Origin of the sequence: Nostoc sp. FACHB-152 (assembly GCF_014697475.1) — a bacterium.
Lineage (GTDB): Bacteria > Cyanobacteriota > Cyanobacteriia > Cyanobacteriales > Nostocaceae > Nostoc_B.
In genome coordinates, this window is the sequence record NZ_JACJRV010000014.1 from 25,013 (window position 1) to 41,209 (window position 16,197).

The 16,197-nt window shown below is 41.5% G+C and carries 12 protein-coding genes; 9 read left to right on the forward strand and 3 right to left on the reverse strand.

Annotation, left to right across the window (positions count from 1 at the left end; genetic code table 11):
• Nucleotides 1-33: 33 nt before the first annotated feature.
• The gene (locus tag H6G76_RS13750; protein WP_190701156.1) at nucleotides 34-1,074 is read right to left on the reverse strand and encodes a glycerate kinase; all 1,041 of its coding nucleotides are present in this window, start codon (nucleotides 1,072-1,074) and stop codon (nucleotides 34-36) included.
• 33 nt (nucleotides 1,075-1,107) lie between these two features.
• Nucleotides 1,108-1,440, reverse strand: coding sequence for a DUF565 domain-containing protein (locus tag H6G76_RS13755; protein ID WP_190701158.1), 333 nt, complete (start codon nucleotides 1,438-1,440; stop codon nucleotides 1,108-1,110).
• 541 nt (nucleotides 1,441-1,981) lie between these two features.
• Between H6G76_RS13755 and H6G76_RS13760 the strand changes: the two genes are divergently transcribed.
• The gene (locus H6G76_RS13760; RefSeq protein WP_190701161.1) at nucleotides 1,982-2,611 is read left to right on the forward strand and encodes a hypothetical protein; all 630 of its coding nucleotides are present in this window, start codon (nucleotides 1,982-1,984) and stop codon (nucleotides 2,609-2,611) included.
• A 316-nt stretch (nucleotides 2,612-2,927) separates the two neighbouring features.
• Nucleotides 2,928-4,787, forward strand: a complete 1,860-nt coding sequence (locus H6G76_RS13765; protein WP_190701164.1) for a glycosyltransferase family 39 protein — start codon at nucleotides 2,928-2,930, stop codon at nucleotides 4,785-4,787.
• A gap of 35 nt (nucleotides 4,788-4,822) precedes the next feature.
• Here H6G76_RS13765 and H6G76_RS13770 read toward each other — a convergent pair whose 3' ends face one another.
• Entirely contained in the window at nucleotides 4,823-8,173 is a 3,351-nt protein-coding gene (locus H6G76_RS13770) for an ATP-binding protein (protein ID WP_190701166.1), read from the reverse strand.
• Nucleotides 8,174-8,842: 669 nt separating this feature from the next.
• On the opposite strand from H6G76_RS13770, the gene H6G76_RS13775 reads away from it, so the two are divergent.
• From H6G76_RS13775 to H6G76_RS13805, 7 genes are all read left to right on the forward strand, one after another.
• The gene (locus tag H6G76_RS13775; RefSeq protein WP_190701169.1) at nucleotides 8,843-9,424 is read left to right on the forward strand and encodes a KaiA family protein; all 582 of its coding nucleotides are present in this window, start codon (nucleotides 8,843-8,845) and stop codon (nucleotides 9,422-9,424) included.
• A 110-nt stretch (nucleotides 9,425-9,534) separates the two neighbouring features.
• Entirely contained in the window at nucleotides 9,535-9,861 is a 327-nt protein-coding gene (gene kaiB, locus H6G76_RS13780) for a circadian clock protein KaiB (protein WP_190701172.1), read from the forward strand.
• Nucleotides 9,862-9,938: 77 nt separating this feature from the next.
• Entirely contained in the window at nucleotides 9,939-11,498 is a 1,560-nt protein-coding gene (gene kaiC / locus H6G76_RS13785) for a circadian clock protein KaiC (RefSeq protein ID WP_190701175.1), read from the forward strand.
• Between the two features lie 104 nt (nucleotides 11,499-11,602).
• Nucleotides 11,603-13,909 carry a TolC family protein gene (locus tag H6G76_RS13790; RefSeq protein ID WP_190701178.1) on the forward strand — a complete coding sequence of 769 codons (2,307 nt, stop codon included), beginning with the start codon at nucleotides 11,603-11,605 and terminating at the stop codon, nucleotides 13,907-13,909.
• A gap of 140 nt (nucleotides 13,910-14,049) precedes the next feature.
• A complete protein-coding gene (locus H6G76_RS13795; RefSeq protein ID WP_190701181.1) occupies nucleotides 14,050-14,433 on the forward strand; it encodes a hypothetical protein in 384 nt (127 codons plus the stop codon).
• 131 nt (nucleotides 14,434-14,564) lie between these two features.
• Complete coding sequence (locus H6G76_RS13800; protein ID WP_190701184.1) at nucleotides 14,565-15,065, forward strand: hypothetical protein; 501 nt, start codon at nucleotides 14,565-14,567, stop codon at nucleotides 15,063-15,065.
• A gap of 59 nt (nucleotides 15,066-15,124) precedes the next feature.
• Nucleotides 15,125-15,904 (forward strand): photosystem II S4 domain protein, encoded by a 780-nt coding sequence (locus tag H6G76_RS13805; protein WP_190701187.1) that lies wholly within the window; start codon nucleotides 15,125-15,127, stop codon nucleotides 15,902-15,904.
• The last annotated feature ends 293 nt before the right edge of the window (nucleotides 15,905-16,197 follow it).

Genomic DNA, 16,197 nt, shown 5'->3' on the forward strand with positions numbered 1-16,197 from the left:
GCAGGAGGTAAAAGACGTTGCAGTGCAACGTCTCTACAAATCGTAGATTTTACCAAAAGTCCGGTCAGGGCAAATTTCAATCACCAAATCAACTATAGATGACGATCGCAGCAATGGCTTCAGAAACAATTCTGGGTGTAGCGATCGCCAAAAATAATTGACAAACTCTTCAATTTGTGTATTGCTCATCCCTGATTTGCCAGCACCCACCATTTGTTGTTCTGCTTGTTTGCGCCACTCTAAAGAAGAGCGATAATCGATAGGATATAGCAAAATCAAGCTATCTAATTGCTCCCACAACGGCAGATAATTGCCCAGTTGATAATTCAGATCACGAGCAAATGTTTTGTCTGCATCTGTAATAATTGGCGGTGGTGCTAGATCAAAGGCGTTTGGGTCAATAGGTCGCACACCAACAAACCAGCCTTCAAATAATACAATATCCACATTTGTAATTATTTCTGGATCTGTGCGATCGCCTGCACCTTCATGAGCCGATTTATCAAACCTGGGAACAGTGACACAAGTTGCGCCTTGGCGAATCTGATTTAAGACATTTAAGCCTAATTCTATATCGTGGGTTCCTGGGGGGCCGCGCCAAATTAAGCGCGGGTCTTGCTGTAATAAAGCCAAGCGATCGCTGTAAGTTTTATACAAGTCATCTAATGACCAACTCAGAGTGCGATATCCTAACTGCTGAAGAATCAAGGATAGAACTTGGCACATTGTAGTTTTACCAGTTCCTTGGACTCCTAAAATTCCTTGAATTAGGGGACGGTTTAGCTGTTGGCGGTGTGCTGCTAACTTCATCCCTAAAGGTAGCCACAACTCCCACAACAGGACTAACATTTCCTCAAAGTTGGCATGACGCAGACTTGTTTGGCACAATTGACTAAAAGCTGGCAAAACTGATTTGAGTAAGTGCGATCGCGCTTGGATAATTTCATCCACATTTGTTGGCGTAATCCCAAACGCCTTTGCCTTTAAAATATCAGCCAGTGCTGCCGCTCGTGCTTGTTGCCAAGTTAATTCTCGGACATCCTCTGCTATAATGGCACTGAGCCAAGAATGCATCTATATCACCATCAATTACAAATCAATAATTTTTCAAGAACCTAACTTAAAAGCTTCGATAAACAAGCTGTAGGTAAAACCTACTTTCAAGAGATTGAGCGATTCTATCCACAGCGATCTCCGGGCAAAAAAAGCACGACTATAAAATATCCTACTAGTCACCTCTGTTAATAATACTAAAAAGGCGGCTACTACAATATCTAATTCTGCTTTTTGTCCTGCTGTCGTCGAAATTGCTGTTCCCAGAAAAGAACCGAATAAAAAACTAATGATTAATAGCGATAGCCGTCGCCAAGGATTGAGAAATAACTTACCTAAGCTACTTGCAATTGCTTCAAATAAATTATTGATCCGTGTGTTTTGCATTAATCAACCCTCTCAATTATTATTGTAAATTTATGCTCAATTCTCTGTAAAGTTAATCATTTTATACTGGCTATTTGCCTATCTTTAGGAATGTATATTTATTGACAAAAAATCTTTTCAGTAGAATTAGTTAAGAATAAGTAATCGAAAAATGTTAAAAAATATAAACTGTATCCAGTAAATATAAATGGGGGCTGACTCACAGAGATTTTGTTGTTCAGAATACACTAAACACAAAAATATTGAAATGTGATTCTACGGCTATCATTTTTATTTAGGTATCATATTTTGCTGGGATTTTTTAGCTAATTAGTCCAAATTAACGAAATAATCAGGACTTTATAGGCTTTATAGTTGAGATACCAAACAATTATTGATGTAATTAGGTTTTCATCAAAATGCAACTTCTGATACATAGCAGGAGCTAATTGTACGAGAACCCATAGTAGACAAGCCAGCAAATTTCTTTAAATCTCATTGCGAATAATAGGCTAATATTTGGCCAAGACTAAACAAATACTTATTTCTAATCAATATCCAGATGAAATCTCAGGTGTATCGTAAAGCTGCGATTACAGCTTGTGCATTGGGGCTGCTTGGCTTTCTAGCGGGATGTCTAGATTTGAGCGTGTCATTTGAGGCCTCAAATCCTGAAACATCTTCCCCCGCCTCTACTAATATGTCTCAGTCAGAAGGTAGTGTAGAGTTGCCTATTGTAAATACTACAAATACTTCTAGGAGTGTTGCGAGCCAGCTAACAGTACCAGCAAACCAAGTACAGCAGAACAGCAAAGCTAATTCTATTTTGGTATATCGTCAAGAGGTCGCTGGTAATACTAAGGCTCTAGGAACCTTAAGGATGAGTAATCAAACTGATCAGCCTGTGCGGCTAGCTTTACTAGCACGGCAATCGCATAACAAAGGCACAGCGAGTAGCAAAATTAGCTCTGATATTCCAGCACACTGGGATTTTGCACCTCAAGAAGGTAGTAATAAAGGAATGATTCTTTCTTTGCCCAATGGCAATTTAAAACTAGAAAAAGGAGATATTTTAGTCGCCTTTGCCCAGGATGGTTCTAGACGCTATTGGGGGCCATATGTTGTCGGGGAGACTTCCCTACCGACTTGGAATGATCAAAGTAAAGAATGGTTATTGGTACTGAGTCCATAATGAACAGGGTGTAGGGTGTGGGGTGTGGGGAATCCCATTCTGAAAAAAAGGGGTTTCAAGCAAGGATGCTGTGTTTTGAGCATCGACGTGTCTGGAAACGCATCTTTTTTGTTTCCATGATTAAAATCAGGGGCTTGTACCTTCATCTTTGGGTCTGAATTATCTTTCTCTATACCCTACACCCTAGTTTTGCTCAAGAGTCCATAGTTGAACCATCAGAAATAACAACGAACAAAATCTCAAGATTTAACGACTAATAACTATTGACTGTTGACTCATAACTCTTGACGATTAACTATTGACCACGAATTTCAGAATGAAAATGAAATTGAGTGATTCCCACACTGTTGACCGATGGTTCAACAAAATAGCGCAACGTCCAGCCCTAGCGGTGACTTTATCGATTTTGTGGCTGATGCTAATTAGTTGGCTAGGCTACGGATGGAATTTAGGAAATATTGGCTTAGTTGATGAAACAGAGCCTTTGTTTGCTGAAGCATCCCGGCAAATGTTTGTCACGGGTGACTGGATTACTCCCTTTTTTAACGGCGAAACGCGCTTTGATAAACCTGCTTTAATTTACTGGTGTCAGGCGATCGCCTATGCAATTATTGGTGTAAATGAGTGGGCGGTGCGTCTCCCCTCTGCACTGGCCGCAATGGCAGTCATTAGCTTGGTTTTTTATACTGTACAGTGGTATCTCGGAAAGCAAGATACTGCCGAGCAAGTTGAACGCCCGACTCGTCGCTATGTGACAGCTGCGATCGCATCTGCGGTGATGGCTCTTAATCCAGAGATGATTGTCTGGGGTAGAACAGGTGTCTCGGATATGCTACTAACTGGGTGTATCGCGTCTGCCTTGTTGTGCTTTTTTCTCGGTTACGCAAATAATCAGGGGAATGGGAAAGAAGTATCTCAACTCCCCACTCCTTATTCCCTACTCCCTAACAAATGGTATTTAGCTTGTTATGTCCTAATTGCTGGGGCAATTTTAACTAAAGGCCCTGTAGGTATAGTCTTACCTGGGCTAATTATTTTGGCTTTTTTGCTGTATGTAGGCAACTTTTGGCAAGTTTTCCGAGAAATGCGCCCACTAATTGGGTTACTGATGATTTTTGCTTTATCAGTTCCCTGGTATGTATTAGTAATTTGGCGCAATGGCTGGAATTATATTAATGCCTTTTTTGGCTATCACAATATAGAGCGTTTTACAGAAGTAGTTAATGGTCACTCTGCGCCTTGGTATTTTTATTTTGTGGTGGTGTTGTTAGGTTTTGCACCATACTCAGTATATTTACCTGCAGCTCTAGCCAGACTAAAATTTTGGCAGCGATCGCAATGGCGCACCCAAGAACGTTCTCAGCAATTAGGTTTATTTGCTGTTATTTGGTTTTTTGGAGTTTTTGGTTTTTTCACAATTGCTGTTACCAAACTTCCCAGCTATGTTTTACCTCTCATGCCAGCTGCGGCTATTTTGGTAGCGTTATTGTGGAGTGACTATTTTATAACGCCTGTTAAATCTAATTCTCGCTCCTCGCTATCTTTTTTCCGAGCTAGTGGTTGGGCAAATGTCGTTTTGTTTGCCGCTTTATCAGTGGCTATGTTTCATGTCACCCGTTTATTAGGTAGCGATCAAGCTGCACCTAACTTCCGCCAAACCCTAGAAAATTCTAATTTAACCCAAATAGGGGGTTATATTTGGCTCTTAAGTGGTGTGAGCGTGGCATTTATGTTAATAACTCGGCGTTGGCAAGGAATGATGATTGCCAATTTGTTGAGTTTTGCTGCATTTTTAATTGTAGTTTTAATGCCAGCTGTAGTTTTGATGGATCAAGAACGTCAGTTACCTTTAAGGGAAATATCTACTGTTGTTGCTAACGTCAAACAACCAAACGAAGAAATACTTATGGTTGGCTTTAAAAAGCCTAGTGTCGTATTTTATAGCCACCAAAAAGTTAATTTCATCAAATTTACAAAAGATGCTGTTAACTATATCCAAAATCAAACCAATAGTCAGCCAAAGTACCCTTCATTATTGGTTTTGGCAGAACATAAAAATCTTGTGAGAATGGACTTACCACCAGATGATTACGAAAATTTAGCTTCCAAAGGTGCTTATCAATTAATTAGGCTTTCTTTTAAAAAAATGAAGCAGCCAAAAGTTAATATTTCCTAGTTGGTAATTATGAAAGTCCGACAGCCTTTTTACTATCACCTCTCACCTGTCACCTGTTCCCTCTCTACTTGATTGTGAAATAAAGCTTGATTAATGTGATTTAATAAATTTTCCATTGAGATAGAACGAGGTAAAATCTGTGTGGCGATCGCGCTGATTGCTGTTGCGACTTCTCCTGTCAAATCGTCTGGATGATTTGAACGTTGATCCAGTACCAAAATTGGTGGTTTTAGAGGTAAATCTTGCCATGATTGCAATGTTTTTAGCACTTCTGGATGAAGGGGTGATTCTCCTAGACAAATTAGCAGCAAGTCCACACTTTTATGGTGTATTTGTTGGTTGACTTCTGCCCAACTACCCCCAATTGCTGCTTTTAAACTAGCAGTTTGGAGGTACTGAACTAAAGCTTGAAACCATTCAGATCCGCGTTTAGCTGTAGCATTAGTGAGATGAGAATTTTTTCCAGTACGATAATTTCTCACCTGTTTACGTTTAATTTGGGGTAGGTCATGTAATGTGGTCAAATCTACAACTAAGATGCTAGGTGGACAGCAGATACCTGATGCGATTTGTAAAACTGACAACAGAGGATCTGTTTTGTCAGTCCGGTTACTGTTGTTTTGTCCAAATGGTGTTAGGCAAGGAAACACCGAAAGACCTGGTATCTGAGACGCAGCCAAGCTAGTAGCGACATCACAAGTTACTAATGGTAGAGCTACCAAGCGAGGGTGCTTAGTCAATTCTTCCAGATAAGTTGGCGATAAAGAACTGTCCACATCCAGTAAGATCACATCAAATTGCCACACTCGCGCTAAAAGTTCGGCTTGGTCTAAGTTATCTACTTCTATTACCCGATGTTCTCGTAAAGAAGGGTGGGGATTGATTGATCCCAACTCTGAATTAACTAATCTGAGAATTCGTAGCAGTTGCTTTTTGGCAACGGTTTGGCTGCTATCAACTTCTGATGTTGGAATAGTAGGTGTTGTACACAGCTTGTCTAAAAGTGGTGTTAATGACTGATTTTCGATAGGTAAACTTAAGAAACCATCGGCTTGATTAGCAAAAGCTTGGTCTTTTTCTGCTGCTGTAGCAGTGACAATCACAGGTATGTGACGAGTTGCAGCATCAGATTTTACCAATGTCAGCACATCCCAACCAGAAAGCAAGGGTAATAAGGGATTTAAAAATATGGCTTTTGGTTGCAAACGTCGGGCTTTTTCTACTGCTTCTGTGCCTGAACGCGCAATTACTACTCGGTAGCCTAAACCTTTAAGTTGTTCGGTTAAGTCTTCAATATATCGGGCAACGGCCTCAACTACCAGCACTAACCTTTGTGAACCAGCAGGTTGATGCTGCGTAGTAGCAGCCACCTGGGGCAGGACAGAAGTAGTAATTTTTTGAATGCCCTGGTCTTGTGTATGATCTTCTAGGTTGTCTGTTTCCGAATCGGCAGAACCTGCTGTAGGTGGGGTAGGTGGAAGTAAGAGTGTAAACTGGCTACCTTTACCTTCTTGTGATAAAAAGCTGACATCGCCGCCGTGCAAACGTGCTAAAGCCCTAGTCAAAACTAGCCCCAAGCCAGTACCTTCAAATTGGCGGGTGAGAGGGTTTTCGAGTTGTTGAAATTTTTGAAAGATTAAATGCTGCTGATGTTCGGGAATACCAATTCCTGTGTCCCAAATGGTAAAAGCCACCCATCCTTCCCAGTGACTTACCCGCAACCCAATTTCGCCAGATATTTCGGTAAATTTAAAGGCGTTAGACAGCAGGTGGACTAGCATCTGACGCAAGCGCAATTCATCTGCCACAATTTGGTCTAAGCCTGGTTCGATGGTGAGGGTAAATTGGGCTACTGATACAGGTATGGCTGCTGCTTGGCTAGTAGGTAAATTTTTGCTACTTTGAGTCTGGATAGCTTTAGCTTCCGATAAAGCGCGATCGCATACAGCGCGTATATTAACTGGTGACAGTGCCAGTTCCATCTGTCCCGTTTCCATCCGGGTCAAATCTAAAATGTCATTCACCACGCTCATCAAGTGGCGACCGCTTTGATGAATTAGTCCAGCGTAACGCGCTTGCCTTTCGTTTAATTCTCCTAACTGTCTATCTACCAGCAACCGCGATAATCCTAAAACTGCTGTTAGGGGAGTTTTGAGTTCATGACTAATACAAGCTAAAAATTCATCTTTTAAGCGGTTGAGTTGAATTAAGTCAGCATTTTTAGCTGCCAGTTCTTTGCACAACTGCTGCTGTTCGGTGACATCCGTGGCTAACACCAACCACAGATTATCACTATTAATTGATAATTCTTGGGTTGGCTGGCCATCAATCAACTTTAGTTCAGGGCTATCTAAAGGAATTTTCGCAAATTGCCAAACTCGTTCCTGCCCGTTTTGTTCTTCGACAACACAGGTACAAGTACCCATTTGACTATCTAAAAAGCAGCGATTAGCATTAGTCGCTGGCGGCACTAGCGGCTCGTTGAGGTTGTTAAAATTTGCTGTCGTGGCTGGTGATAGCGGGAGTAACCCATTGTGGGGTAAGGCTTCATGCCTCACCGCCCAAGTACTTTCTACCGAATGCAATTTCAGAGGTGAAGATGGGTCATCATTATCATGCTGGACTTTAGCTCCTGTTTGTCCTGCATATTCTGGCTGTTTAGCCAATTTTGGAGTCAGGATAGCTGCTACTTCTTCTCGCACGCCATCAGCATCTTTTAAAACACCTAATTGCTGCCACCATGCTGGATTTTGTGAGACTATTTCGCCAGTGCTGGTTTGCAACATTAAAGGCCAAGGCAGTCGTTCTAATAACTGGATTAGGGGTGTATTTACCAATAACCGACGTTGATTGGCTGTGCGTCGCCAGTGAGGTTTTAGCCTCAGCTCATGCTTTTCTATTTTGGCTGACGGCTTCACCGACTGGGCGTATTTGCTACTCGCCGCCGTAATTGGGGCTTTTTCTTGGGCTAACAATCTCAAAATTCTGTTACTATCCAGCAGTCCTAAAAATTTGCCCTCAGCATCAATGAGTACCCAATTTCCGCTATTGTGAGTTTGGGCTGGTTGGTAACGCAAAAACTGGACAAATTGCTCTACACAGTCGCCTGCTGTTAATATCTGGACTGGTTCAAAAATTTCTTTGCAGATTGTTAATGGCTGTTGTAATATTTGTAAATATTCAGATTCATTAGATTCTCCCAACAGTTTTTGTGTTAATCGGGCTGAGTTTAATAACCCAATTGGCATTCGCTGTTGATTTACTACTACTAAGCGATCGCACTGCTCTTGCTCAAAAATTTCTAAAACCGCTACCAACGCACTGGTTTCTCCGCATTTGGGTACGGTTGCTAGAAAGTTATAAAGCGGATAATGTAGCATTGACATAAGGCTTTGGGGTTGATTCTTCCTCTGGCAGCTTTTGGCTTTAGCATTGGCGATGGGACAAATATGTTCGCGCTTGCAGTAATATTCTCTAAAAAGACTATAGGGAGCGATCGTTGCTTTTGCGGGAATACCATTGCAACAATGAGTTTGGTTTTCTAAGATATAGCCTTGCTTGCTGGGTTACTTAATTATTCCAGTGCCAGCCTCTACCTTTGCCGCTTTAGAACTTTGGGGAATATTCTAGAGGGTGTTTGACTTATGTTGAAACTCCTCATCGATCTTGACAACTAAAACAATTATGGCTTCAAAGATTCGCTTTAGAACCTTGAGGAATTATAATGATTTAGAATCAGCGTCAACTTTAAGTTAGTTTAAGCATCTTAAGCAAGAGGTGAATTCAACAAATCTATATTCTGATAGATATACATATGTGAATTATCAATGGAGTTATGTATTCTCAACTAACACTATCACAACTACCCAATAATGCTTACCGCTCACTTATTGGTTGTTGAGTGCCTGTAGGCAATTATTTAGCTCAAGTTGTCCTGGGGAATTAGCTAACAAATTAACTCTAAGTCTTAGTCCCCTTTTCTAAAGTTTTACTCAAACTTTGTTCACCTGCCCAACGTTGGTTGGAGTGATTCAGCAAGATATTTAAATATATAAATGCTACTACCTATACTTATTTTCCAACCAAAAGTTAAAAAAATTTTAGATAAACCAGCTTGGCTAGCACTCGAACCAGCATACCAAACAAGCAATTACAGCTTTTGTGTACATAGCCTGGCCCAATTTAACACATTGCCATTGGTTGCCGCTACCATAGATAGACTCTATAACTTCCTGAATTGGTCGCTAGCAAATCTTAATGAAAATTTCACAGCCCAATATCTATATGTATTGGCGTGCCAGAGGCAAAAACCACAACAGGTTTTTCAACAAATGACTCAAGTCGATCAGCGAGTATTATTACAGCAGATCAAATCAGATTATCGCCAAATTCTTATAGATTACTTTACTACAGACGAAACATTGAAAGATAAGATTGATAAATTTATCAATACAGTCTTTTGTGCTAATATTCCTGTGCCGCAAATTATAGAAATTCACATGGAAATTATTGACGAGTTTTCTAAACAGCTAAGATTAGAAGGAAGAAGTGATGAAACATTACTTGATTATCGCTTAACATTAATAGATATTTTGGCGCATCTGTGTGAAGCTTATAGATGCGCGATTCCTAAATAGTAGATTACACTTCATAGCCTAGAAAAATGCTCAATAGCAGTAAACATCTGTGGATAACTACAGATTGCCTTTATTTTCTTTTTTATGCTTAAGCCTGTACCTTTATCTTTATGAATCAAGCCAGAAAGACCTACGTCCTTAAGCTTTACGTAGCCGGAAACACACCTAACTCAGTACGGGCGCTCAAAATACTAAAAAATATATTAGAACAGGAATTTCAAGGTGTTTATGCATTGAAAGTAATTGATGTGCTAAAAAATCCGCAACTAGCGGAAGAAGATAAAATATTAGCTACACCAACATTATCTAAAATTTTGCCACCTCCGGTTCGCAAAATTATTGGTGATCTTTCGGATAGAGAAAGAGTATTGATTGGACTAGATTTGCTTTATGAAGAACTGACTGAAGAAAATTGGCAAGAATCGGATAATCTTTAAATCTAAATTTTTTTGTTTACAAATTAGCTACTTTAGTAATATAAAAACCGGGTTAAAGACCCATTTAGAATCTAGCAATGAGTGAAAAAGAGCAACAAGAGAAGAAACTGACACCGAGTGGAGGTGTAGAAAAAATTCGCACAATGATCGAGGGCTTTGATGATATTAGTCATGGCGGGTTACCTGTAGGGCGAACTACCTTGGTTAGTGGCACTTCTGGGACAGGGAAAACCTTATTATCTCTTCAGTTTCTTTATAACGGGATCACCTACTTTGATGAGCCTGGAGTATTTGTTACCTTTGAAGAATCGCCCAGCGATATTATTAAAAACGCCCATATTTTTGGCTGGAACTTACAACGTTTAATCGATGAAGGAAAGTTATTTATTCTGGATGCTTCTCCAGATCCGGAAGGACAAGATATTGTGGGAAATTTTGACCTTTCGGCATTAATTGAACGCTTGCAATATGCGATTCGTAAATACAAGGCCAAGCGAGTTTCTATTGACTCAATTACCGCAGTATTTCAACAGTATGAAGCTGTGGGAGTAGTGAGGCGAGAAATTTTTCGGCTCGTCGCTAGGCTCAAGCAGTTGAATGTTACTACCATCATTACCACTGAACGTGGTGAAGAGTACGGGCCTGTAGCATCATTTGGGGTTGAGGAATTTGTTTCGGATAATGTGGTAATTGTCAGGAATGTATTAGAAGGAGAACGCCGTCGGCGCACGACAGAAATTCTCAAATTACGCGGTACAACTCACATGAAAGGTGAGTACCCGTTTACAATTACCAATGCTGGAGTCAACATTTTCCCCTTGGGAGCAATGCGGTTGACTCAACGTTCTTCTAATGTCCGCGTTTCTTCTGGCGTGAAAACTTTAGATGAAATGTGTGGTGGTGGTTTCTTTAAAGATTCGATTATTCTAGCAACAGGAGCTACTGGTACTGGGAAAACTCTGCTTGTAAGTAAATTTTTACAAAATGGTTGTGTTAACAGTGAACGTGCAATTTTATTTGCTTATGAAGAATCACGCGCTCAACTTTCACGCAACGCTTCTTCTTGGGGAATTGAATTTGAGGAATTAGAACATCAAGGTTTACTCAAAATCATTTGTACCTATCCAGAATCAACTGGTTTAGAAGATCACTTACAAATTATTAAGTCAGAAATTGCTGAGTTTAAACCAGCTCGAATTGCCATAGACTCCCTCTCAGCTTTGGCAAGAGGAGTAAGTAATAATGCTTTTCGCCAGTTTGTGATTGGTGTAACCGGTTATGCCAAACAAGAAGAAATAACTGGTTTTTTTACCAACACAACTGACCAATTTATGGGTTCTCATTCAATTACTGATTCCCATATTTCTACAATTACTGACACAATTTTAATGTTGCAGTACGTAGAAATTCGTGGTGAAATGTCACGGGCAATTAACGTATTTAAAATGCGAGGTTCGTGGCATGATAAAGGAATTCGTGAGTATAATATTACGGCAGACGGGCCAGAAATTAAAGATTCTTTCCGGAACTACGAACGAATTGTCAGTGGTGCGCCTACCCGCGTTAGCATCGACGAAAAGGCAGAACTTTCTCGAATAGTCAAACGTTTTGAAGAGAAACAGAGTACCGATTCCTAAATTTGGTATCGTGCTATATTCCTTCTTCAATTTAGTATCGTGCTATATTCTGTGGTGAAGAAAAGGTTTCTGCCGCTAGATTGATTTTCGTGTGAGGGGATGCGGTGAAAGGACAACAATTATTTCATACTTTTTTACCTGGCGTAACAGCAGCAGTATTAACAACTCAGCCTGCTTGGGCTGGGACAGTAGAGGTAAGTAGCATACAACCAACGTCTTCTCCTAATGTCTTGGCTTTCACTGAAGGTCACAACTTAGTGGCGGACAATACTAATATGCAACTGCCTAAAACTGCTAGCCAGAATTTTTCAGATAACGGTACTGTATCTGGTTTAAATACATTCTATGTGCCGACTTTAACTAATAACAGTAACCCTGTCATCTTGACAGGAAATGCTGGTGTAGCGTTTGCACAATTAACTCAGAAACAACAAAGTCGTGCTGTCAATGTGACACCTACATCAAAGTTGTCCCAACATTCACAGCAGCAAAATTCTACCAAAGTTAAAAAAACAAAGAAATTAGCTGCTGCGGGGCAGAAATCAAATAATGGGGTTGTTAATAGAGCTACTTCTCAATTCTCGACAATTCCCCCAACAACATTTTCCTTGGCTGCAACTCCACAGTCAGCACCCAGGCAAAATCTCAAAACGCAGCTAGCAAAAGTTTTACCAACGGTAGTCAAAGGTACAGGGGCGGCTCAACTTTTGGCAGTGCGAAGTTGTTCGCATCAGATGGGAATATCGAATAATTTGTCTTTGTACTCTAGAGGTTGTGGAGAGCCAAAGGTTACAGAAGGGCTGACAGCACAAAACAATACTTCTGAGACAAATTCAACCCCAGTACCGACTGATCCTAGTTCCACCCCAGCACCAGTTGAGGCGGCACCAGCCAATACTGTGCCGACTAATCCTAGTTCCACCCCAGCACCAGTTGAGGCGGCACCAGCTAATACTGTGCCGACTAATCCTAGTTCTACCCCAAATGAGTCAGCACCAGCAGCTAGCCCAAATGGGGTTGAGGCAGCCCCAACTGCCCCAGTTCCCAGCAACGCTAGTCCGGCTCCAGCAGGTGCTGTGCAAATTCCAGAAAACCTCATACCTAGCTCTAATCCTCTGCAATTTCCCACAAAGCCAGAGGAAGTGACAGTTCAAGGCAATCAACCGATTACTTTAGAACAAGCACTAGAGTTAGCACGGCGAAATAATCGGGAACTACAGGTATCTGTATTACAGTTAGAACGCAGCCGCGCCGCTTTACGAGAATCTCAAGCTGCTTTGTATCCGACTTTGGATATTAATGCTGATGTAACGCGCTCTCAGTCGGCTTCTAGTCAGCTTCGTGATGAGTTAAGCGGACGAGCAGGGGTACCTTCCAATGAAGATGAACCTGGTAATGCTTTTAATGGTCAAGCTCAGTTAACATATAACCTTTACACTTCAGGACAAAGGCGAGCCAATATCAAAGAAGCTGAAGAACAGGTACGTTTTAATGAATTGGATGTAGAACGGCAATCAGAAGAAATTCGCTTGAATGTGAGTATAGACTACTTCGATTTGCAGGGAGCAGATGAACAAGTACGCATTGCTCAGTCATCGGTAGCAAATGCCCAAGCGAGTTTGCGAGATGCCGAAGCATTAGAACGGGCTGGGGTTGGAACTCGCTTTGATGTGTTGCGATCGCAGGTGAATTTAGCTAATGCCCAGCAAGATTTAATTACTGCCATCTCACAGCAACAAATAGCTCGTCGGCAGTTAGCAACTCGCTTAAGTTTGCCACAAACAGTAACTATTTCTGCCGCAGACCCTGTGCAGCTAGCAGGATTGTGGAACAGGTCTTTGGAAGAAAGTATCGTTTTAGCTTTTCAAAATCGACCAGAACTCCAACAACAGTTGGCACAACGCAATATTAGCGAACAACAGCGTCGGCAAGCCCTCGCAACCCTTGGGCCACAGTTGAGTTTTATTGCTAACTACAACTTGTTAGATCAGTTCGATGATAGCGTCAGCGTTACTGATGGCTATTCTGTTGGACTGAGGGCGAGTTTAAACTTGTTTGATGGTGGTGCCGCAAGAGCCAGAGCAGCTCAAGCTAGAAGTAATATTGCGATCGCTGAAACCCAATTTGGCGAACAACGTAACCAAATCCGCTTCCAAGTAGAACAAGCTTTTGCGACCCAGCAATCTAACTTAGAAAACGTGACAACTGCCAATACGGCTTTAGAACAAGCTAGAGAAGCTCTACGTTTAGCACGCTTGCGATTTCAAGCTGGTGTTGGTACACAAACTGATGTCATCAACTCAGAAAACGATTTAACCAGAGCTGAAGGTAATCGAGTCACAGCTATTTTAGAATACAACCGCGCTTTGGCTCGACTACAGCGTTCAGTTACTACCAGGGCATTTCGTTAATCTGATCATTAGTCAATAGTCATTAGTCAATAGTCATGAGTTAATGATCATTAGTTGGTCATTAGTTATCAGCAGGTAGTGAAAATTCTTGGCTTTGAACTATTGACCTTTGACTATGGACTATGGACTATTGACAAACCATGACTCAAGTTACATCACAAGAAATTGCCTTATTTCGGTCTCAGTTAGTAGATGATCCTGTGGCAATGGAAGCCCTGGATTTAATTGAAGACTGTGAAGGAGATTTAGAAGATGCAGCCATGACCCTAGCCATCAAAGCCGGACAAGAACCAGAAACAGCAAATTCGGAATGGTTAGATTCTTTGGCGAAAAAATGGCGTGCCGTGATTTGTGAATCAGAATTTAGAGAAGAATTAGCTAATAACTCTATCTTAGGGATGATGGCACACATCAAAACAATGCAAACTTTCCCAAAAATTTTAGCAACACCAGTGTTAATTTATGTCCTCAAACAAGGCGTAAATAATTTTTGTGAACCATTGGATTTGATTAAATCAGAGTAGAGAATAGGGGCTAGAGGCTAGGGACTAGTATCTTTTACTCAGCACCAGCTTCTCTCTACGCTAACAGCACTTTTTTACTGATAGGCTGGTAATTAAGGACAAACTTCTATCAGACAACTGTTTTTAGATTAATGAATTATCTTGTTGCAGTATTACCAGACCGTATCCAAGCCGAAGCTGCTTATTTAGCTTTAGAAAAAGACAGCATCAATAGCACCATCCTCGGTAAGGGGTATAAAACTGCTGACGAGTTCGGCTTAATTGATCCCAAAGAAGAAGCTAAAAAGCAAGCACGGCTGATGTCATTTTGGCTAGTGCCATTTGGCTTTTTTGCTGGTTTTACCTTCAGTGTCATAACTGGTTTAGATACTTTTGCCTGGGCAGGTGAAATCGGTAATCATGTCGTTGGAGGACTGCTAGGCGCAGCTAGTGGCGGTATGGGTAGCGTGTTTGTCGGTGGTGGGGTTGGGCTGCTGACAGGTAGCGGTGATGCTTTGCCATACCGCAATCGCTTAGATGCTGGTAAATACTTAATTGTGGTTAGGGGTTCGGAAACTTTAACTCGGCAAGCAACCCGTATATTACGTCAGTTTGAACCGGAAAATATCCAAGGTTACGCAGAAGGTAAATAAGGGTGTAGGGGTGTAGGATTGACCATTGACTATTGACAATTGACCATTGACTTTTAATAATGTTGCCACGCGAAGAACTTTTAAAGGGTGTAGATAATAGAGATAGTATTGCTCGTGTGATCGATCAGGCGGAGCAAGCTATTAAAACTTGGGAAGTGGTTTTGACAGATTTTTTGTCTCCCCCTGAAGTAGCAGAAATTCAACGGGTTTTCAGCCGCTTAACAGAGGTACAGTTGCTGGCTTGGGGTGGGTATCCGCAAGCTGAACGGCAAAGAATGGCACTCGCCCGTGCCGAAATGCCTCTAGATCAATCGCAAGTCGCGGTTGTTGCCCTAGAAATTGCTGGTAATTTTTTGTTTGATACTGCTACTCACCGCGACTTTTTAGGCGCAATGCTGGGAACAGGAATTGTCCGTGAGAAGACAGGAGACATTATTGTTTTAGGCGAACGGGGAGCGCAGGTAATTGTTGTGCCAGAAATGGCAGAGTTTTTAGAGATGAACCTGCAACAAGTGCGTTCAGTTCCCGTGAAAACTCAGAAAATTGACATTAACGAGTTAAAAATTCGGGAACCGAAGAAAAAAGAATTAACAACTGTCGAGGCTTCTTTGCGCTTAGATGCGATCGCATCTGCCGGGTTTGGTATGTCTCGCAGCAAAATGGTTGACTTCATCGACGCTGGTGATGTCCGCGTCAACTGGAAGGAAATTACCCAAGCGAGTTCTCAAGTCAAATCTGGCGATTTAATAGCTATTCGCGGTAAAGGACGCTTAGAAGTTGGTGAAATTGCTGTGACTAAAAAAGAACGTTACCGCGTCCAACTCACACGCTATATGTAAGTAAAGGTAATCTTTAAAGGGATTAGGGGTTAGAGGCCAGGGACTAGAAAGTAGTATTTTCTACTGAGCGTCCCGTAGTTTCAGGTCAGCTATTCATAAGAAAATTTCATAACCAAAGATATAGCAAACTTAAATGAACGTGAGTTCGATGAACCTCTCCCCAACCCCTCTGTCTTGAAAAGTTTTGCGCCGGGAAACCCGGACGCGCAAAGCCAGTTGCTTTAAGCCGGGAAACCCGTCCAACGCACTGGCTCAACTTTTCGCTCCGACGCGGAGAGGGGCATAAATCTTCC